This window comes from Janthinobacterium sp. DSP2-3-3 (genome assembly GCF_049897325.1).
Lineage (GTDB): Bacteria > Pseudomonadota > Gammaproteobacteria > Burkholderiales > Burkholderiaceae_D > Janthinobacterium.
In genome coordinates this window covers 19,727-40,551 of sequence record NZ_JAFCWA010000003.1, presented here as the reverse complement: position 1 = coordinate 40,551, position 20,825 = coordinate 19,727, and the positions used below count along the sequence as shown (strand labels likewise).

The window sequence follows — 20,825 nt, the reverse complement described above, 5'->3', positions numbered from 1 at the left end:
TCTAACCCGATCTCCATCATGCAAGCCATCACCCCAGCAACACCCGCCGTTTCCGCCGCCGTCAGCACGCCAGCTGCCACGTTTGTCAATATCGCCGCGTATAAATTCATTACGCTAGACGATACGGAAGCCATGCGCCCCTTGTATCAGGAGCAATGCCTGGCGCTGGAACTGAAGGGCACGATCCTGCTGACGCCAGAAGGCATCAACATGTTTCTGTCGGGCACACGCGAACATATCGACAACTTCCTCGCGTGGGTACGCAGCGATGAGCGTCTGGCCGATCTGGAATGCAAGGAAAGCCTGTCGATCGAGCAATCGCACAAGCGCATGCTGGTCAAGCTAAAAAAAGAAATCATCACCATGCGCATGCCATTGATCAAGCCGGAACTGGGTCGCGCGCCGTCCGTCGACGCGCATACGCTCAAGCGCTGGCTCGACGCCGGCGTCGACGACGCGGGCAAACCGGTGGTCATGATGGAAACGCGCAATGCCTTTGAAGTGGACGTAGGCACGTTCAACAACACGCTTGATTACCGTATCGACAAGTTTACAGAATTCCCGGCCGTCGCCGCCGCGCACAAGGACGAGCTGGAAGGCAAAACCGTCGTCACCTTCTGCACGGGCGGCATCCGCTGCGAAAAGGCCGCCATCCACATGAAGGAAATCGGCTACGACAGCGTGTACCAGCTCGACGGCGGCATACTGAAATATTTCGAGGAAGTGGGCGGCGAGCACTACACGGGCGACTGCTTCGTGTTCGACTACCGCACGGCCCTGAACCCGAAACTGGAACCGACGGAAACCGTGCAATGTTTCGTCTGCCGCGCCGTCGTCACGCCGCGTCAGCAGCTGGCGCCGGAATATGTGTATGAGGTGTCATGCCCGCATTGCCATGGCAAGCAGAACTAGCCCCCGGCCTTGCCCATGCGCGCCTGGTGGCGCGCCACAGCGCCATCCCCCCCCCCCCCCATCGCGCCAGAGGCGTGCCAACTACGCATGCCATAATTAACAATATTGCTCGCTTCCGGGAAACGCCACCATGCATAGTAAAGACAAGCAATAACAAAATGACAAAACAAGGCTTGGCCATTGCGGTCGTCATACCCAGTTATAAGGTAGATAAGCATATCCTTTCTGTCATCGGTCAGATTGGCGCAGAAGTGAGCCGTATTTATGTCGTCGACGACTGCTGCCCGGACCGCTCAGGCGACCTGGTCGAGGGCCATTGCCGCGACCAACGCGTGGTCGTGTTGCGCCACGCCGAAAACCAGGGCGTCGGCGGCGCCGTCATGACCGGCTATCGCGCCGCACTGGACGATGGCATGGATATCATCGTCAAGGTCGATGGCGATGGCCAGATGGATCCCGCATGCATTCCCGACTTTATCGCTCCGATTGTCGCTGGCGAAGCCGACTACACCAAGGGTAACCGCTTCTACGATCTGGAAAGCGTGCGCAGCATGCCAAAGGCGCGTCTTTTTGGCAATGCGATCCTGTCCTTCATGAGCAAGATCTCTTCCGGCTATTGGGACATCTTCGATCCGACCAACGGCTATACGGCCATCCACTGCGAGGTAGTGCGCCACCTGCCGATGCAAAAAATCAGCCGTCGTTATTTTTTTGAAACTGATATCTTGTTTCGCCTCAATACCTTGCGCGCAGTCGTCGCCGATATCCCCATGGATGCAAAATATGGCGATGAGGTCAGCAATCTGAAGATTTCCCAGGTTGTGTTTGAATTTTTTGCCAAACATATGCGCAATTTCTTCAAACGCATTTTCTACAACTATTACTTGCGGGACCTGTCCATTGCCTCTATTGAACTGCCCATCGGTGTCCTGATGCTTGCCTTCGGGTGCGTGTTTGGTGCGACGCAATGGCTGCATTCCGTCCATGACGATATGCCCGCCTCGGCAGGAACAGTCATGCTGTCAGGCTTGCCGGTGATTGTCGGCCTGCAATTAATACTGGCCTTTCTCGGACACGATATCAGCTCGATCCCGAAAAAACCATTCCATCGCATTCGGCGTGGCAGGAAGTGAAAGCGCGATGCATCGCCTGACAGACAAACCGTAGGCAATGACAGAAGACTGTACCCCTGCGCCAGAATACGGCGCACTGGGCATCGCCCCAGCAATTCTATGGAGATAAATGAATGACTTATATCGTGGCCCTGTTATGTGTACTAGGCATTGCAGCCGGACAAATCCTGTTTAAAATCAGTGCCAATGGGTTGCTACAGAGCGGCAGCTTTTTTTCCGTCAAAACGCTGGCCGCCCTGTCGGCTGCAATCTTCCTCTATGGACTGACGACGCTGGCTTGGGTCTGGGTACTGCAGCGCATCGAACTGGGCCGAATCTACCCGCTGATGGCGCTGGCCTTTGTATTGGTGCCGATCGGCAGCCATTTTCTCTTTGGCGAACGCTTCCAAACCCAATACATGATCGGTGTTGCGCTGATCATCGTCGGCATACTTGTTGCCACGAAGGCATAAGCACCCTATCGCCGCCACCTACGGTGCAGGTCCATTCTCTTGCTCGAATTTGAAGTTACCCATGAAAAATCAGGTTTTCACTCCCTTGGCCATCGCCATGACGGCTATCGTCCTGACTGTTATCTGGTACTGCTTTGCCCCCGGCTTCATGTCATATGATTCCATGGTGCAATACAAGACAGCACTGAATCAGTACTATACGGATAGCAATCCCGCCATCATGTCCTACGTATGGCATATGTGTCTGTACCTGGTTTCCGGCCCGCAAAGCTTGCTGATGCTGCACCTCGCCTTGTTGGCAGCAGGCATCCTGATCTGGTACGGCAACATGGCACATCGTGGCTGGGCCCTGCTGATTCCCGCCATGTGTCTGCTGCCATGGGTCGTCAATTTTGCCGGTGTACTGTGGAAAGACGTGGGCATGGCTTTCGCCCTGCTCGTGGCGACAGGACTGCTGTATTCAAAGACGAAGAACTGGCGAGTCGCCGCCCTGGCCATCCCTTTCATTTTCTATGCCTCTGCCGTCAGGCACAATGCCATCCTGGCCATTGTGCCCCTCATCTACTGCGCCCTGCGCTACTTCTGGCCAACACGATCCATCGTACAAGTGGCTATCTTGAGCGTGTTGCTGTCTGCTACCCTGCCCCTGGCCACGTCAGTTCTCAGCTACAACGTTCTGCATGCGGAGAGAAAACACTTTGAAACATTAACGATGGGGGATGAAGTGGCCAAGATCGCCTTCATGACGGGCGAAAACTTGATGCCTTGGGTAAAGCCTGAAGACAATGCCACCTGCTCTCCCATGCCTATCCAATATGAACGGGCGATGTGCTTTGTACGCAAAGGTTACGACCTTAGCGGCAGCCTGTTTGCCGGCATGCCGCATACGGAGGCCCATGCCCTATGGAAAAAGACCATCCTTGAGCATCCGCTGCCGTACCTGCAGATCAAGGGCGAAGCATTCCTGTATTTCCTGCGCTCGCCCACGCTGGAACCCTACTACGCCTGGCACCCAGGCATCCTGGAAAATAAATTGGGAATCAAACTGGACAATCCGAAACTAGCGCACCTGATGCAAGCCTATGTCGAAGGTAGCCAGGTCACGCCGCTCGGAGAACTCTTCAAGCCGTATTCCTGGCTGCTGCTGGCAATCGCCATGATGGTACTCGGCTGGCGCATGCTTCCATCGCTGGAAAAGACGCAGATACTGGCTTTGAACGCCTCTTCGCTCGGCTACTTCCTAGGCTATCTGGCGAGCGTACCGTCAGCCGATTTCCGTTACATCTACTGGTGCATCATTGCCACCAGCCTGTCAATCATCATCTGGCTGGCGGCATGCGCCAGCGCGCGCGCTGGCCTGGCCAAAAACTAGCGGCCAAGCTTCACCGCATAGATCGTCAGCATCGAGCAAGGCGTCGGGAGAATCGAGAGCAATGGGCAAGCCGCCGATCGTGACCATTGGCTGCCATTCCGGCAGCGTGGCCAGATCGATGGAATTGCTGCCAGGCGCCTCCATGAAACGTACACTGAGCGTTTCGCTCGGATGGCCGTCCGCAGCATGCCAGTACAGTTGTACAGGAACCGCCATGGAGTTGTCGTCACAACCCAGGTTAAACGTTACTCTGGACGCCTCGGCGGCGCGCACTGCCGGCAAAACAGCGTTTCTGAGCTGTATAATAAATAGCTGGCTTCGCTGACAATACATGCCCGCATAATCCGGACTTGTCCGACATTGAATGGGATGCAACATCGCCTGCGCGCAGACGGGCAGCAGCCATCGCCATGATCCATCCCGCTTATTTTCAGCATCCTAATCACTCCCAAACATGTCTTATTTAAAAATTGGTATTTAGTTTTAATAAAAAAAATGATTTCGTCCCTAGATTTTCAGTGACATTACACAGGAGAATATCGCCCATGAGTCAATTTATCGTAATTGGTGAAGGCAAAGTTGTAGTTGCTGCGAGCGCAAAGATCGCCCCGACGGCCCAAATTATCTTCCATGCGCCAGGCACTGTCACCATAGGCGACTATTGCGTCATCGGCCCTGGCGTCAAGTTCATCTGTGCCGGTGGCGATGTGATGCTTGGTGACTGGAGCACTTTGCATGAAAATTGCTTGGTGCTTAGCGGCCAGGGAACGCAAATCGGTGCGCATTGCTGGTTTGGGCAAAACAGCATTATCGACGGTACGGGTGGCATCAGCATTGGCCGCGGGGTTCGTGTCGGCATGTACTCCCAACTTTGGTCGCACGTCGCCGCAGGCGAACAGATCGAAGGCTGCACCCTATATGGTGAACGCCCGGTGGTGATCGAAGACAATGTCTGGCTGGTCGGCTCCTGCATTGTCGCCTCAGGCGTGACAATAGGCGCCCGTACGGTCGCCCTCATCGGCTCCAATATTACAAAATCATGTGGTGCAAACATAGTCATCGCCGGTTCGCCAGCCGTGCAAAAGTCAAATATGTCGTTTTATCGCGAGATCACACTCAATGAGAAATGGCAGTTGCTCGATCATTGGCTAGATGAAATTGCGGCAGACCTGCATCTGCGCTGCGATAAGGATATTCTGGCTGGCATCACCGCCTTGCGGGAAGTAGATGATTCCGCTGCCGAAACCATCATGTTCGTGCGCGACACCACAACTGCAGCAGCGCAGCGCCTGGCCCATCTGCAATCGACGGTGTGCTGCGTGGAGGATAAAACTTATACCAAATGCCGCTCTGGCATTGAATACAAAGTCCTCAAGGCATTGGCAAGCAATAAGGCCCGCTTTGACGCCGTAGTGAGCCAATAAGCAAGCGTAAAGTGCAGCAGCACAGTGTCTGCTGCACGTGCAGGCACTGCATGACGTAAAAAAGCCCACGCTAACGTAACCGTTGCGTGGGCTTTTCACTCACGGAGGTAAAAAAAGCGAACTACAGGTTTTCACGCCACCATTTACGCAGCAAAACGATCGCCGACGACAAGAAGAAGCCGAACAGCAGACTCAACAGCAATACCGCAGACAAGCGGATATTACGTTTCTCCGGCAAGGTAGGACCAGCGATGAAGCGGCTCTTTTCCAGATACAAATTGATGGCGCGCTGGTTATCAATCGTGATCATGTTATATACCTCCTTGACCACTTCATCGTTCAGATTCTTGGTCTTGAAGACGCCTTCCTTCACCGCTTCGAGGCCGCGCAGCAGCGCTTCGCCCGATTGGTTGGTATCAAGCAGGCTCTTGGCCTTGTCATAGTATTCGCGCAATAGCGCATTCTGTGCCTGCTGGCGCTTGAGCGTAATAATGGTTTCGCTGGTGCTCAAAGCTTCTACTTCGCCGGACATCAGATGGGTAATGGGCGACAAATAACGAGCGCTGTCTTCCGTGACTGAAATTACCGAGGTTGCCGACTTGTTCGCCGCTTCCGGATAATTGCCCACGATCTTCTTGAGCACCACGCCCTTGCGCTGATACATCTCCAGCCGCTCATTCATGTTGATGATTTCGTTATCAATCTTGGTGATCTTGGCCGATAATTCAATGTGCTTGAAACGCAGCACATCAGAATAATTGGAGTAGATGATGCTGTCGATGGTATAGCGCCCCAGCAATCCCACCATGCGCTGAGCACTCTCGGCATTGCCTGCTGCATAAGAAATACGCAAACCAATCACATTATTGCCACCATCCTTGGGTTGCTCCATCAACTCCTTGGCGTCCATCTTGGTGAAGGGGAAAATCGGCTCTACCATCTTGTTAAATCCGTCACCGCTGGCCATGGCCTTGCGCAGTACCCCGATGCCGTCGACTGCCTGCAGCTTATTTGCCTGCACAAAAGCATCAAAGCGCTCGCTGGTACTGAAGGCGGCGGCATAGCGTTTGTAATCAGTCAATACGATACCCGGATTACTGTCTTTATCCTTGTCCTTGTCCTTGTCCTTTTTCGAATCCTTGTCTTTGTCCAGCGTCTCCAGTGACAAGGGAATCGGACCACCAAACTGCAGGAAGCCTTCGCTACGATACTGCCCCAGATACAAGGCACCGGACACGGCGATGGCCATGACCGCTATCGTGGCAGCACCAATCCACTTGCGCGCGTCACGCAAGGCTTTCACATAAATGACAACGTTCTCGCCATTGTGCTTGTGAAGCTGATTCAAATTTTCCATGTTTCTTCTTTAGAAAGTAAATATATTAATCCATCGGTACCGCGAGGCAAGAGGTGCGCGAGCTGTAACTGATTACTCAAGGCTGCGACGATGCGGCATCGCCACGGGCGCACCAAATCAAATCTTCAATACCGCACTGTGGCGCATATTCGGTTACCGCCTGCAGCAGCAAGGCGCGCACCGCCTCATGATCAAACCGTGCGCATGCTTGCGTCAACTCATCGAGCAGTAACTCCAACTGCGGCCAAGGCAATTCGGCTTCTTGGGCACGCATGATCAAGGGATGATCGGTACCTTCAACGTTATCGCCGATCAGCAGTTCTTCATATAGTTTTTCGCCGGGACGCAAGCCCACATGATGGATGTCAATGGTGCCATTCGGCGTCTGTTCGCTACGCACTTCGAGGCCGCTCAGATGCACCATGCGCTTGGCCAGATCGACGATTTTCACCGGATCGCCCATGTCCAGCACGAAGACGTCGCCGCCTTCGCCCATGGCGCCAGCTTGCAGAACCAGTTGTGCAGCTTCCGGAATCGTCATGAAGTAACGCGTGATTTCCGGATGGGTAATGGTGATGGGTCCGCCTGCCATGATCTGTTTCCGGAACAAGGGCACAACAGAACCAGATGAACCCAGGACATTACCAAAGCGCACCATGCAGAAACGCGTCTTGTCCTGTTCACGTGAAAATGCCTGCAGAATCAATTCCGCCAGGCGCTTGGTCGAGCCCATGACATTGGTTGGCCGCACGGCCTTGTCGGTGGAAATCAGCACAAAGCGTTTCACCCCGGCTGCAATGGCAGCGCGCGCCATGCTCAAGGTACCCAAGGCATTGTTGCGTATTCCCTCGATCGGGTTATGTTCCACCAACGGCACATGCTTGTATGCCGCTGCGTGATATACCGTTTCCACCTTGAACGTGCGCAGAATCTTTTCGCATTTTTCGGTTTCCAAGACGGAACCCAAGAATGGCAACAGCTCGAGTTCGATATGCTGCGTCTTGCGCAAGCCTTGCAATTCCTGTTCGATGGTATACAGGGCAAATTCCGACATCTCGAGCAAGATCAGACGCGCAGGCCGCTGCCGCAGAATCTGGCGGCACAATTCGGAACCAATGGAGCCGCCGGCGCCCGTGACCATGACGGTCTTTCCAGTGATACACATGGCCATCAAGTCATGGTCAGGCTCGACTGCGTCACGGCCCAGCAAATCCTCGATCTCGATCTCGCGCAAATCCTGCAAGCGAACCAGACCGCTGATCAGACTCTTGATCGGCGGGGTCACCAGCGTCTTGATCTTCAGGGGTTCCAGCTTGTCGAGAATACGGCGCTGCTGCGCACGCGACAAGGATGGCAGGGCCACCAGGATCTTGGTGATGCCCTTGTCCACCACAAGTTCCGGCAAGTCTTCGGGGGCATACACGCGAATGCCGGCAATGATTGCGCCGTGCAACTCTTTTTTCTCATCGATCAGCGCCATCGGGCGGTACTCGGCGCCATAGCTGAGCGTCTGTGCCAACTGGCTGCCGGAAGCACCTGCGCCATAAATAGCGACAGGAATACCACCGGTAACGCCCGATACTCGCGCGAAATAGCCGCGCGCCATGAAACGGCTGGCCGTCACGTACATGATCGCACTAACCCAGTAAATGCCAAAGACACCGCGCGACAGGCCGATCATGTGCGTGGAGAAGGCCGCAAAGGCCAGCAAGACCGCCACCGACAGCGTCACGCCCAGCACCACCACGTAGACTATCTTGTAATCGATAAAACGGATCACTGCTCGGTACAGCCCCAGCTTGATAAAGATCGGAATGGAGACCAGTGGCGCCAGGAGAATCAGCCAAAAGTACGGGCGGAATACGGCGAGGCTGACACCGTCAAAGCGCAGCAGTACCGCCACGCAAAATGTCAGTGGCAAAAAGAACATGTCCGCAGATGCGGCGATCAGCTGCTTTTGCAAGCGCGGGAAATTCGATAAAGGAGTCATCAATTCTTACCAATCTCAATATACAGGCGCAACCTGGGCATCAATGCGTGATGCCATCGCGACGCACCACTTTCAGGAAGGTCAGGAAGATAATTTTCAAGTCAAGGAGAAACGACTGGCGCTGCAGATACTCGGCATCCAGGCGAACTTTGTCCGGTATCGGCAATTCATCACGGCCGTTGATTTGCGCCCAGCCGGTCAAGCCAGGCAATACCTGGTCTACGCCATATTCGGTACGCAAGGCAATCAAGTCATCCTGATTGAACAGGGCGGGACGCGGGCCGACAAAACTCATGTCACCAATAAGGATACTCCACAGCTGCGGCAACTCATCCAGGCTGGATTTACGCAGGAACGGGCCGACCGGCGTCAGGAAGCGCTTTGGGTCGGACAGCAAATGGGTCGCTACCGCCGGGGTATCAACACGCATGGTGCGAAATTTTGGCATCCGAAAAATACGGTTATGGCGCCCCACTCGGTCCGACCAATACACGATGGGCCCGGGCGAGGTCAGTTTGACCAGCACGGCCACCACCAGCAGCGGTATGGATAGTACGGCAACAGCCAGCAAGGCAACACTTACATCAAACAAACGTTTCATTTAATTTCTCCGCGCCGCACGACGCAAACCTTCATCCACACTCAACGGCGGCACCCAGCCGAGCAGCTGTCGCGCCTTTGAAATATCCACCTGCAAAGACCCGCACAAGCGCTGCGCGAAGCCGCGCTTGCCAATCACCGCGCATGCCGCACCCAGCATCCATACCGGCACCGGCAGCAACCGAGCGGGCTTGCCCAGCGCCTGACCCATACGGCGCAGCAGCTGGCTCGTCGACAAGTCTTCGCCATCGGCCACCAGCCAGACCTGATTGGCCGCCGCCGGGTGCTCCGCGCATACGGCAACCAGGTCAGCCAAATTGCCCAGCGCGACCAGACTGCGCCGATTCTGGATCGCTCCCAGCGGCAGTGGCACACCGCGCCGCAGCCAGCGCATCATGCTGAGGAAATTGGCCCCGACGCCCGGCCCATAGACTAGCGGCGGCCGTATCACCACCACCTGCATGCCGGTTTCCCGGGCCAGCGCAAACAGACCCTGCTCAGCTTCCAGCTTGGAAATACCATACGGATCCGACGGTGCCGGAACATCGCTTTCAGAGAAGGTTTGTCCAGGCAGTGTCGCTTCGCCATTCACCTTGATGGAACTGATAAACACAAAACGCCGTACCCCGGCGCGGGCGGCGCAACGTGCCAGGTGCAGGGTGCCATCGACATTTACACGACGAAATTCCTGCAGGGGATCGGCCGCCGTCTCGTTCATCACATGCACGCGCGCTGCGGCATGCACGACCACACTCACCGAGTCGAAAGCATGATCCCAGCATGTCTGGCTGGACAGATCGTCGATGACAAACGTTTCCACCGTATCAGGAAACACGGCACTGGCATCGCGCGTGCAGGCACGAATGCTTCCATCGCCCATGCGAGCCAGCCGTTCAATCAATGCGGCGCCGACAAATCCGGTCGCTCCAGTCAATAACACCACAATACATTCCTAATCAAAAACATCGGGACAGGACTCCGGGCCGGTGTCCTGTCCGCCGCATTGGCGGCTTATCCTGCCATTAGCGCACCTGGCGCGGCGTATCAAACAAGGCGGCATACTTCGCCGAAATTGTGCTCCACGTATAATTTTCTTCAGCGATCCGCTTCATGGTACGCCCAATCGCCTGCAGCTCATCTGGCTGCACGGTATTGAGGATGGCCAGCAAACCGGCTTCATCGTCGAAGTATCGGGCCTGATTTTGCGTTGTTTCCCGGTTATAGCTCACGCCAAATGCCAGAATGGGCAAGCCCAGGTACATCGCTTCCACCAGCGAAGGATTGGTTCCACCGGCGCTGTGGCCATGCACATACATGCGGCAGTTGCTGCGCAACTGGTTCAGGATGCTCTGGTCATAAATCGGATCAAGCAAGTGCACATGCGCCAGCTGTGCATATTGTTGCTTCAACTCTTGCCCATACGCGCTATTGGCCCAATTACCGACAATAACCAGGGGCATGCGCGTCTGCGAAGCAAAGACATCGATGATCAAGTGCACATTATTTTCCGGCTCGATGCGGCATACCTTGAAGGCATAATCATGCTGCAAGAAGGGAAAGCGCTGCAATACCTCGCCGCTGATGGGCTGCTGCGTCACATGGTCTGCACCATACGCAATTAATTCACTGGGGCGACCATATTGCGCGGTGACGTATTGCTGAATCGCCTTGTTGTCCGCAATCGTCACATCGGCAAAACGCACCGCCGTCGCTTCGGAAAGCTTCAGGAACCATTTGGCGAAACGCCCCCATTTGGCGCGGCGCCATTCCATGCCATCGATATTGACGATAACTTTCTTCTTGCTCAGCAACTTGATAACAGGCAAGAAAATACAGCCTGAGACCCCCAGGATCACCAGCACGTCCGCATAGCGTAGCGCGGACAGCATGGAAACGATATCGTATGGAATACTCTGCACGCCATTCGCGTCCAGATTGACATATTTCAGCTTGACGCCCTTGTACGTCGGCGGCTGCTCGGCATATTTTTTGCCACTGCAGTATACGGTGATATCAAACTTGTCGCTCAGATTATCCGTTAGGTGCTCGGTCAGCGTTTCCCATCCACCGTATTTTGCCGGTAAACCCACGGTTCCAATAATTGCAATCTTCATTTACCAACCTTCATTTTTTACTTGTCATTCAACACAAATTTTCTCTCCGGATACTCTGCACACTGCAAGCAGCAAGGACGATCCGACAGGCAAAACAGGTAACTATTTCCGGAAATACCTTAGTTTCAGCACATCCGACAATATTCTCAGGCAACCGAATGCGATAGAAATCAACATGCAGTCGATGCCATAAAATCGCCAATGGCGCAACATGACTTTCTTTGCGCGGAATTCATTCAAACGCATCTTGAACAGCGCGGCAGACAGGCCGCCCGTGCTGCCCGGCGCGCGCGACAGCGTCGTCATCGGCAGAGGAACGAAATGCACCGCCTTGGCCCGTGCATTAATGTTGAGCAGATACGCATAATCTTCGCAATAGCGCATCAACGGCACGCCCAGGCCCAAGTTACGCCGCACTACCAGGCAAGGGGTATACACGGGGTTGAGCGCTGCCAGCAGATACTTGAACGGCAAATGGCGCAGGCGCCCCGCATACCAACGCGCATTGATGGCATTGATATTGGTCGGCGTATCGACGGGATGATAAACAATGTCGCACGTACCCTGCTTCAGGTAGCCAAGCAGGAAATCAATTTTCTCTGGAGCAAACCGGTCATCCGAGTCCAGAAACGCCACGAAACTGAAGCGCGCGCGGCGTATGCCGAGGTTGCGTGCCGACTGGGGGCCACTGTTTTTCGCCAGGCGGTAAACCCGTACGGGCACACCCGATGAATTGTAAACTGGCAACTTCTCAGCCAGCACCAGATTGGGCGAACAGTCGTCAACGACCACGATCTCGACCTGTCCAATTGCGCTGGTCGTGACAGACTCGATGGCATCAAGCAAGGCGTCATAGCGCGCATACGCGGGAATGACCACGGTAATTCCAAATGTTTTTCCGATAGTCATCATTTAAAAGAAGCTCACCGAATTAATGGAAGACGAACCGAGCAGGAAAGCGATGGTCAGGCCAAATGACACGAGGACATAGCAATACACGCGCGAGTACATCTCCAAGGATCGGCTGCGCTCAAGCTCATAGGCAAAGCACCACACAAAGATCGGATAAATCGAATACACAAACCGATAGCTGAAGTACGGCAGGGGAAACAGCAGCACGCTGGCGATAAACAGCAGCCAAAGGAAGCTCGCGTAGGGCTTCAGGTCGATATATTCGCGCTTGTTCAAATGACGCATGAACGCATACAGACAGAAAAAACTGGCATAGATACAGATCCGGGCCAAAATCTCATCGTTATCATGCGCCAGATATTTCGTGACTTCGTACAAAAAACCGTTGAACGGTGTATACAGGACGCTGTCCGCTGGCACAATGAACAGGCAGAGTAAGGCCACTAGGCCCCCCTGGAACAGGCGGCGCATGTCACAGCAGGACAACAGATAAATTGCCAGCAACAACAATGAACTTTTGTGCAACAGCAGCGACAGGACCAGGAAGGCCAGCCCAGACTTGTGTTTCATTCCGCGCGAGACAGCCACACAAAACAGGATGGCCGATGCGGATTGCCTAAATGCATTTGTAAAAAACTCGGCGCCGACTGGGGAAATAACCAGGAAAAACAACATGAAGAACTTGACCCGGATATTTCCTTTCATAAACAAAATCGGCAACACGATGAAGAGAATCCAGATGCTCGCAAAAGCATAGCGGTTGCACAATGCCCCGGGCGCCATCGAGAAAAAGAAGTCCATGACATAGAAGGAATAATCATCGGTTTCGATGGCGCCTCCTCCACCTTGGCAAGCCGATAAGAAATAGTTCAGGTATGTCGAGGAATCGGTACCGAATTCCGGCGAACGAAAGGCAAAGGCGCACAAGGTAATCAGGCAGCACATTGCAATCTGAAATGACAGACGCGACTTATCCTGGGTAAACATCCCGAGTATCAAGACCGGCAGGAATGCGAGTATATAAACTTGACCGATTGGCATTTTTCTTTTTTCAAACGGGGCGGTGCCGACTTTGCACTACAGGGACGCAACACCTGCGGCGCGCAGCGTGCCAAGCGCCGAAGAGCCTGGAAACGCAATTCCGGCAACATCTCAGCGCTTGAATTCTTTCATGGCGGATTGCAACTGGGGCAGATTCGGTTGCACATGCGTCAACAAATGCGCATATGCCTCACCAATATTCGTCAGCTTTTCCTTGGCATAAGCTTGGCGGTTAATCGCCGGTTTGAACTTGATCTGCATAAAACGATAAGCACGGCGTGAAAACTCGCGGAACAGTTCCCATACAAACGATAAACAGGCGGGGCTGTAACGTTCGCGTTTGACATAGGCACACAGGGCAGCCTTCGTTTCACGCCAGTATTTAGGGTGATGCAGGCAGCACTTGGCATACAGGCGGGGCAAATTAGGGCGATAGGCGGCTTTGCCGATCTTATCGATCGCCGCCTTGAAAGAGTAAGACCAGACCGTTGGCACGCTGTAGAACTCAGGAATCAAGGGATCCCACACCAGATTGATGAAGGCACCGATGTGCGCATTGTCGCGCAAGCCCCCCTTGTGCCCTCCTTCCGCACTTTGTCCCGAGGTGCTGCCCCCCGAACTACCGGCGATAATAAAAGGAAAATCGATCTGCACGCCGCTGCGCGATTCTTCGGCAATCAGCGCCGCGCTATAGATATCAGGGCTGACGCCGCCAAATAGCGCACCATATTTTTGCTCGATACGTTCGGCGAGCGCACGCGACATCATGCCCAGATAGGCGCGTGGCATGGACATGACACCCGTTCCCAGATTTTTCAATGCCTGCTGCAGCACCTGCGGTCCGTCGAGCGGGGAAATGGTGGCGGCAAACGGCTGCACCGTCAGCTTGGCGGTAAAGTCAGCCCCGAAATACAGGGACTTGAAGTCCGGCCAGAAGTAAGCCGCACCCAGGGAACAAGCGGCCGCTTCGACCTGCGTATCGCGCGCCCAGCGCGCCAGCTCTTCTGCACCTGGTCCCAGGCAATCGTCATCGCCGAGGAAGATCAGATAATCGCCAGTTGCCAGGCGCAGTCCATTCTGAAAATTGCTGACCACATCCATTGGACGTTGCGGATGGTGATAAATCAGCCGTCCGGATTCGATCCAATGCCCCAACTCTTCAGCGATTTGCATGGTATCGCTGGTATCCGAGACTACGACTTCCGTATCCGGAAAGTTTGTCAGGATAGTGGTAATCGCATTGATCGCATAGCGTTGACGATTATGTGTAGGAATGATTGCAGACAGAAGAGGCATTATAAGTATTATGTATAAACAAATGAGTGGTGTATCAACAATGCAATCAGATACTGCTTTAATGCGGTAGCCTTCGGGAAAATTTAGTGTTAGCCAGCCAACGCCGGATATCTGGTGCGCACAACGCGCTGCATCCAATAGACAGCACTGCCGTCACAGCGATAAGCAACAAGCGCAGCCACCGGTCATCGATGGTAGAGAGACACCAGTAACCCAACATCAGGCATGGCAAACTGGCCAGCACTGGCAATGCCAGGCTTTGCCGGAACCACCGTCCAAACTGGCCCGGCAAAAAATTGCGATGCAAGAAATACATATACGGCGGCATGGTGCACAGGTTCATGATCAGCCATGACAAGCCAGCCCCAGCCAAACCGTGGTGCAGCACGAGGTAAATCATCATCGGCGTCACGACGACGACGGACACAATGCCGACCTGCAAATTCAAGCGAATATTGCCATGCGCCAGAGCCAGGTAATATGGCACGACTGTCAGTGCCTGCAATACTTGCCCGCCAAGTAACAGCGAGGCGGCGATTGCAGCGGCCTTGGCACTGGCAGCGGAACCGGTCCATAAATAAATCACATCTTGTGAAAACAGCGCCACTACTAGGCAGCCAGGCACGGTCACGATGGCAACAAACTGGCAGGTCCGGTGATACAGGGCAATAAGTTGCTCGGGCTCATTGCGTGCGACCAATTCTGTAAAGCGGGGGAAAATTGCCGAGGCGATTGGACTGGCCAATATCAACGGGACCGATGCAAGTGTTCCGGCCAGCGTATAAAAGCCCAGCATTTCAAGCGACAACATCTTGCTAATCGTCAACTTATCGATTTGGGTCAGCAAAATCGACAGCAGCGCCATGCCCGCCATCCCTGACGCATAGCGCCAGGTATTATGAAACACTTGCTTACGGAAAAAGCCGACAGCGCGCACGCCATCGGTTCTCAGCGCATGCCATAAGCCATGCCGTACCGTAAGGCAATAAATCGCATTCGCCACCAGTTGCCAGACAGCAAAGGTGACGATCGTTGGCGAAAACAGCCACAACACCAACAGGGTGCCCAAGCCCCGGTAAGCGCTCCAGGCAATCTGCAAGAAGTTCGCACGCACTTGTTGCTGCAAGCCCATCAAACCACCGATGTACAGGCCTGAGGGCAACTGAAACGCAATGGCAACGCCCATCAGCCGGATCGCCAGCGTGATATCGTCGGAACGCAAGGTGCTGGCTTGCAGCCAATGCTCGGTAATCAATGGCGCACCCAGCCACAGCGCCACAGCGATCATGCAACAAATCACCAGGTAGCTCAATTCGTAGGTGCGTAACAGGTCGCGCCGCTCCTGCGCTGCATTGGCGCTCGCTGACAGACGTGCCATCTCGCGATTCAAGGTGGCGGAAAAGCCCATGTCGGCAAACGCCATGACACCGAGTAGTGTGGAATAAAACCCTACCAAGCCATACGCTTCCGCCCCCAGCATGTGCAGATACAGGGGCACAAACAGATACACTGAAATGAAGCCCCATGCACGTCCCACGATATTGGCAGTGATATTCCGCTTAATCATGAATATCCGGGGAGTGGTGCAGCAAGATAGAAGATTTCATTTTTATTATAATTCTTAAAGCAATATGTTCGGCATCTTTTATCGATGCCGTACCATTTCCGCTGCTTATCAGCTATTCTTCAATTCCTGTTGCACATAATCAAGGGACAGCAGCAATTTCTTGACGCCCTCGACATCGAGGCGCTGCGTATTATGCGAGGTATAGTCCTGTGTCTGATTCACTTCGGGCTGTCCATCCAGGATGAATTTATCGTAGTTCAAATCGCGGTTATCGGCCGGCACACGATAATAATCGCCCATGTCCTCTGCCTTGGCGATCTCTTCGCGCGACACCAGCGACTCGTACAGTTTTTCACCGTGCCTGGTACCGATCACCTTGATGGGCACATTGCTGGAAAATAGTTCCTGTATAGCCTGCGCCAATACTTCGATCGTGCTGGCAGGCGCCTTCTGCACAAAAATATCGCCTTGCTGTCCATGCTCGAAAGCATGAATTACTAGGTCAACCGAATCTTCCAGCGACATCAAAAAACGGGTCATTTCCGGATCTGTCACCGTCAGCGGCACGCCAGCCTTGAGCTTTTCAATAAAGAGCGGAATCACCGAACCACGCGACGCCATCACATTGCCATAACGAGTGGCGCACATCACAGGGCCGCCTGGGCGCACCATGCGCGACTTGGCGACCAGAACTTTTTCGGCCATGGCTTTGGAGATACCCATCGCATTAATTGGATACACTGCCTTGTCAGTACTCAGCAAAATGACTTTTTGAACGTTATTGGCAATCGCCGCATTCAGCACATTTTCCGTACCCAGCACATTGGTCCGCACCGCTTCCATTGGATAAAACTCGCATGACGGTACCTGCTTGAGTGCCGCCGCGTGGAAAACATAATCCACTCCAGCCATCGCCTGCACGATACTCTGGTAATCGCGCGTATCGCCAATATAAAATTTGACCTTATCGTTGTTCAACGCGATCCGCATGTCTTCCTGCTTCTTCTCGTCGCGACTAAAAACAATGATCTCTTTGACATTCGTGTTTAAGAATCTGTTCAACACGGTATTGCCAAAAGATCCAGTGCCACCAGTGATCATTAAAACTTTATTATCAAACATGTCAGTCCAGGTAAAGGTAGAAATTAAAATAGCGCTATCGTCAGGCTTGACCGACACACTCGTGCAGCGCGCTCTTCACGGCAGCGATCAGTTGCTCGATGTCCTGCACGGAAAGCCACCAGCCACACGGCAGGGCGATAATGCTACGTTGTAATATGTCGGTATTCGGTAATTCACGGCGACAAGCCACAAACCCGGAATAAATATCATTGCGTTGATGTAATATTGACGCTGCTACGCTGCGCGCTTTCAGCGCTGCCAAGACAACCTCACGTTGCTCGACCGCAATTAATACGGCCCAATATGACGGCAGCGCTCCGGCGCTCGGCGCCAACAGGGTCAAGCCGGCACAGGACGCCAACCCGTCTGCGATCTGCTGCGCATGCATGCGCGTCTGTGCCATGCGCTGCGCGACTCCCTGCAATTGTACAGAGCCCAGCGCCGCGCACAAATTATTCATGGCCATCGACCAGCCGATGACGGGAATATCGGACTGCGGATTGATTTCACCAGCTGCGGTACGAAAATTGCTGGCATCGATACCGAAACGACGCAGCTTGCGCGCACGGACAGCATCATCCGGATCACGGCACGCCAGCGCGCCCCCCTCGGTGGTATTGATTTGCCGGTTCGGATAAAAAGAAAACACCGCGAAATCACCGAATGTACCGACTTGTTGCCCATCGACTGTCGCCAGCAAGGCGTTGTCGCAATCTTCGATCAAAACGATGCCGCGCTGGCGGCAAATTTCAGCGATCACCTGCGCCGGGCCCGGATAGCCGGCTAGGTGGTACAGAATCACGGCGCGCGTGGCCGGTGTGATGGCACGCTCAAAATCAGCCACGTCCATGCAGGCTGATGCGGGTGCCACATCTACCCAGACGGGACGCCCCCCGCATCCGGCAATGGCCGAATTGGTCGACATGCAGGCAAAAGCCGTGGTCAGCACATCATCCCCCGGGCGTACACCTGCCAGATACAAGGCCAGGTGCAGCGCACTGGTCATATCCACGGTGGTAACGACATGCAACTGGTTCAGCAATTCCCCCAAGCCAGCCTCGAATGCGGCAACGTGCGGGCCGGACGCAATGCGCCCCGAGCGCAATACGGCCAGCGCCGCCGCTTCCATCTCCGGCGTATTTACCACGCCAAACAAAGGCAGCATGGACATGGATGTCATCCTTTTTTCAAGGCGTCGACAATGCGCTCGCGATCTTCCGCACCCAGCCACCAGCCGCACGGGATATGCACCATGCGGCGATAGTAGGTATCCAGCTGTGGCAGGGGAGCGGCCAGTTCCTTGAAAATGCTATGCAAGTGGTTCGGACGATGCAGCTTCGATGCTGACACACCGATGGCGGCAAGCCGGCGCTCGACATCGGCAGAGTCGTCCGACAATACGGTGTACAGCCAGTAGCTGGGCTCGGCCAACTCGTCGAACGCAGCCACGGCAAGACCCGGGATGGCGCCGATAGCACGGTCAAAATAACGGCCGTTTTCCTTGTGCGGGTTCAGTACACGGGCAGCAATGTCTTGCAGTTGCGCCAGCCCAAACGCGGCCGTCACATTATTCATATTGTATTTATAACCGATGGACGTGATGTCGACTTCGGTACGCGGCACGCCCTTTTCCAATCCGAACCAGCGGAATTTCTTTGCCTCCCGAATCAGCGACGCATCGCGCATGGTCAACATGCCACCGTCAACGGTCGTCATGTGCTTGATGGCCTGCAGCGAGAAAATGGCAAAGTCGCCAATGGTGCCAATTGCCGCGCCATCGTAGCGCGCACCCATGGCATGCGCACAATCTTCGATCAACGCAATGCTGTAACGACGCGCGATGGCAGCGATCTCGGCCAGTCGCACCGGCATTCCGGCATAGTGCACAACCAGGATAGCCTTGGTCTTGCTGGTGATGCCTGCCTCGATGGCGGCGGGGTCAAGGTTGCCGGAAAGCGCGTCGACATCGGCAAACACGGGCACCGCGCCCATTTGCAGGATAACTACATTCGTTGGCTCCGCCGTCATGCTGGTCGAAATGACCTCATCGCCAGGCCCTACGCCAGCCAGATGCAATGCTGCATGCAACGCTGCCGTACCGCTGCTCATCCCCAATGCAAAAGGCAAACCAAAATGCTCGGCGAAACGTCGCTCAAACTCGTAGACCAGCTCCCCCTCCCCAACTTGGCCGCTATACAGCACTTGCTCAAGCGCAGGCATCAGTACCTGCTTATCAGGGAAGCCAACTTTTACTAAAGGAATCATCTTCAACTCTCGGTTTACCAAAGGCATTAAACAATGGGCAGCAACGCAAAGGCGCAGCAGCACCCCGACTTCCCGGCATACCATACATCAATGCTGGCATAAAATAGTCACATCACACATTGCCCCTTATCGGCAAGCAATGAACGGAGACAGGCTGACACTGTCACGGACCGGCGACCCATCGCCACGCATAGGCAATTGTCCACGCATTAACAATCATTTGCGAAATCAGTTTTCTTTGATCGCACCACGATCATGGGGACGGTGCACTGTCAAAGCCACACAAGCTGGCGACCAGACACGCATGCGCCCCAGACTGGATGCAAATCGGCTGTGCGACGCATGCACTGCCATGCAACTAACGCCACCAATCGCACTCCAGACACTACAGTGCGTGAGACTCGCATGCACTGCCTTATCAAGAAAGATCACCGAATCCTCGTGTTGGGTCAAGCATTCCTTGTGAAAGAAAAACAAACCCCGCATTGCAAATTATCAATAAATCAACATTTTGTAACGCAAAATGCGAGCATTCATTTTAAATGAAACACACATCTATTACCAGAGCCGGGTATCGGAAATCAAATCACGCCCCAACGAAAAATGCAACACGCCAGCAATGCACATATTAAATTTTTCAAGAATACGTACGGCACTAACACACTCAAAACGCCAGAAACAGAATAATCGCGTCCCTTATCAAGCAATATATCAAGTTTATCAAAAAAAATAATCATGGCACGCTAGGATAACGCCACGAAAAATACACTCGCGGCAAGCGGAAAAATCTGCTGCGGCGTTTTCGCGCACAACGATGCTGTCACATGACTCATAGTGCGCGCACGATAGTCAGGGCAGCGCGCTCGGCAACACAGCCCCAGACTAGGCAAGAATGATACTTTCAACAACACCTTACAGTTGGGCTCAAGCGTAGCCTATGTCAAATTTATCCAATAAAAAAAGTGTCTTACACCTTGTCACAAAAAATGCCGACTGCTCAAGCCCTCCGATACACCGCAAGGCAATCAGCGAAGCGCCCCCTCAGCTTGACCGGCAGCATCGGCATCATACGACATAGCCGCCAGCACCTGCAGGACCACAGGCATCTGGCGCCCCGCAGCCGGGCCACATTGAAGAGGGTAGGCAATTTCCCATGCACCACATTGGCCGCAAAAGCAGGCGGGAAACAGGCAGGATATAATCGCTAAAGAATGCAGGAATTTGAATGCGGCGCTCGATCAAATAATGGGCAAAGACAAAATCAATTA

At 54.1% G+C, this 20,825-nt stretch carries 18 protein-coding genes; 5 read left to right on the top strand and 13 right to left on the bottom strand.

What is annotated here, in order from left to right:
- The first annotated feature begins 18 nt into the window (after positions 1 to 18).
- The 4 genes from ACP7DE_RS06930 to ACP7DE_RS06915 all read left to right on the top strand — a co-directional run bounded on the left by ACP7DE_RS06930 (position 19) and on the right by ACP7DE_RS06915 (position 3,869).
- Positions 19 to 912, top strand: a complete 894-nt coding sequence (locus ACP7DE_RS06930; protein ID WP_426071413.1) for a sulfurtransferase — start codon at positions 19 to 21, stop codon at positions 910 to 912.
- Positions 913 to 1,070: 158 nt separating this feature from the next.
- The gene (locus ACP7DE_RS06925; protein WP_426071412.1) at positions 1,071 to 2,045 is read left to right on the top strand and encodes a glycosyltransferase family 2 protein; all 975 of its coding nucleotides are present in this window, start codon (positions 1,071 to 1,073) and stop codon (positions 2,043 to 2,045) included.
- 113 nt (positions 2,046 to 2,158) lie between these two features.
- Positions 2,159 to 2,497, top strand: a complete 339-nt coding sequence (locus ACP7DE_RS06920) for a 4-amino-4-deoxy-L-arabinose-phospho-UDP flippase (RefSeq protein WP_426071411.1) — start codon at positions 2,159 to 2,161, stop codon at positions 2,495 to 2,497.
- A gap of 85 nt (positions 2,498 to 2,582) precedes the next feature.
- Positions 2,583 to 3,869, top strand: a complete 1,287-nt coding sequence (locus ACP7DE_RS06915; protein WP_426071410.1) for a hypothetical protein — start codon at positions 2,583 to 2,585, stop codon at positions 3,867 to 3,869.
- Here ACP7DE_RS06915 and ACP7DE_RS06910 read toward each other — a convergent pair.
- On the bottom strand, positions 3,810 to 4,247 hold the full coding sequence (locus tag ACP7DE_RS06910; protein ID WP_426071409.1) for a hypothetical protein: 438 nt from the start codon (positions 4,245 to 4,247) through the stop codon (positions 3,810 to 3,812). The genes ACP7DE_RS06915 and ACP7DE_RS06910 overlap by 60 nt on opposite strands.
- Before the next feature lie 167 nt (positions 4,248 to 4,414).
- Here ACP7DE_RS06910 and ACP7DE_RS06905 point away from each other — a divergent pair, with 167 nt between their 5' ends.
- A complete protein-coding gene (locus tag ACP7DE_RS06905; RefSeq protein WP_426071408.1) occupies positions 4,415 to 5,293 on the top strand; it encodes an acyltransferase in 879 nt (292 codons plus the stop codon).
- A 121-nt stretch (positions 5,294 to 5,414) separates the two neighbouring features.
- On the opposite strand, the gene ACP7DE_RS06900 is transcribed toward ACP7DE_RS06905, so the two are convergent.
- The 12 genes from ACP7DE_RS06900 to ACP7DE_RS06845 all read right to left on the bottom strand — a co-directional run bounded on the left by ACP7DE_RS06900 (position 5,415) and on the right by ACP7DE_RS06845 (position 19,557).
- The gene (locus ACP7DE_RS06900; RefSeq protein WP_426071407.1) at positions 5,415 to 6,650 is read right to left on the bottom strand and encodes a lipopolysaccharide biosynthesis protein; all 1,236 of its coding nucleotides are present in this window, start codon (positions 6,648 to 6,650) and stop codon (positions 5,415 to 5,417) included.
- Positions 6,651 to 6,726: 76 nt separating this feature from the next.
- A complete protein-coding gene (locus ACP7DE_RS06895; protein ID WP_426071406.1) occupies positions 6,727 to 8,640 on the bottom strand; it encodes a polysaccharide biosynthesis protein in 1,914 nt (637 codons plus the stop codon).
- A 40-nt stretch (positions 8,641 to 8,680) separates the two neighbouring features.
- Positions 8,681 to 9,241, bottom strand: coding sequence for a sugar transferase (locus ACP7DE_RS06890; protein ID WP_426071405.1), 561 nt, complete (start codon positions 9,239 to 9,241; stop codon positions 8,681 to 8,683).
- A complete protein-coding gene (locus ACP7DE_RS06885; RefSeq protein WP_426071765.1) occupies positions 9,242 to 10,186 on the bottom strand; it encodes a UDP-glucose 4-epimerase family protein in 945 nt (314 codons plus the stop codon). It lies immediately after the preceding gene.
- A 76-nt stretch (positions 10,187 to 10,262) separates the two neighbouring features.
- On the bottom strand, positions 10,263 to 11,354 hold the full coding sequence (locus ACP7DE_RS06880) for a DUF1972 domain-containing protein (RefSeq protein WP_426071404.1): 1,092 nt from the start codon (positions 11,352 to 11,354) through the stop codon (positions 10,263 to 10,265).
- Between the two features lie 102 nt (positions 11,355 to 11,456).
- Entirely contained in the window at positions 11,457 to 12,266 is an 810-nt protein-coding gene (locus ACP7DE_RS06875) for a glycosyltransferase family 2 protein (RefSeq protein WP_426071403.1), read from the bottom strand.
- Positions 12,267 to 13,307, bottom strand: coding sequence for an EpsG family protein (locus tag ACP7DE_RS06870; RefSeq protein ID WP_426071402.1), 1,041 nt, complete (start codon positions 13,305 to 13,307; stop codon positions 12,267 to 12,269).
- Positions 13,308 to 13,418: 111 nt separating this feature from the next.
- Positions 13,419 to 14,603: a glycosyltransferase family 2 protein gene (locus ACP7DE_RS06865; protein WP_426071401.1), complete on the bottom strand. Its 1,185-nt coding sequence runs from the start codon at positions 14,601 to 14,603 to the stop codon at positions 13,419 to 13,421.
- A 58-nt stretch (positions 14,604 to 14,661) separates the two neighbouring features.
- Positions 14,662 to 16,170, bottom strand: a complete 1,509-nt coding sequence (locus ACP7DE_RS06860) for a lipopolysaccharide biosynthesis protein (protein WP_426071400.1) — start codon at positions 16,168 to 16,170, stop codon at positions 14,662 to 14,664.
- A 108-nt stretch (positions 16,171 to 16,278) separates the two neighbouring features.
- A complete protein-coding gene (locus ACP7DE_RS06855) occupies positions 16,279 to 17,292 on the bottom strand; it encodes a polysaccharide biosynthesis protein (RefSeq protein WP_426071399.1) in 1,014 nt (337 codons plus the stop codon).
- 40 nt (positions 17,293 to 17,332) lie between these two features.
- A complete protein-coding gene (locus tag ACP7DE_RS06850; RefSeq protein ID WP_426071398.1) occupies positions 17,333 to 18,463 on the bottom strand; it encodes a DegT/DnrJ/EryC1/StrS family aminotransferase in 1,131 nt (376 codons plus the stop codon).
- Positions 18,464 to 18,468: 5 nt separating this feature from the next.
- On the bottom strand, positions 18,469 to 19,557 hold the full coding sequence (locus ACP7DE_RS06845; protein WP_426071397.1) for a DegT/DnrJ/EryC1/StrS family aminotransferase: 1,089 nt from the start codon (positions 19,555 to 19,557) through the stop codon (positions 18,469 to 18,471).
- Positions 19,558 to 20,825: the final 1,268 nt, after the last annotated feature.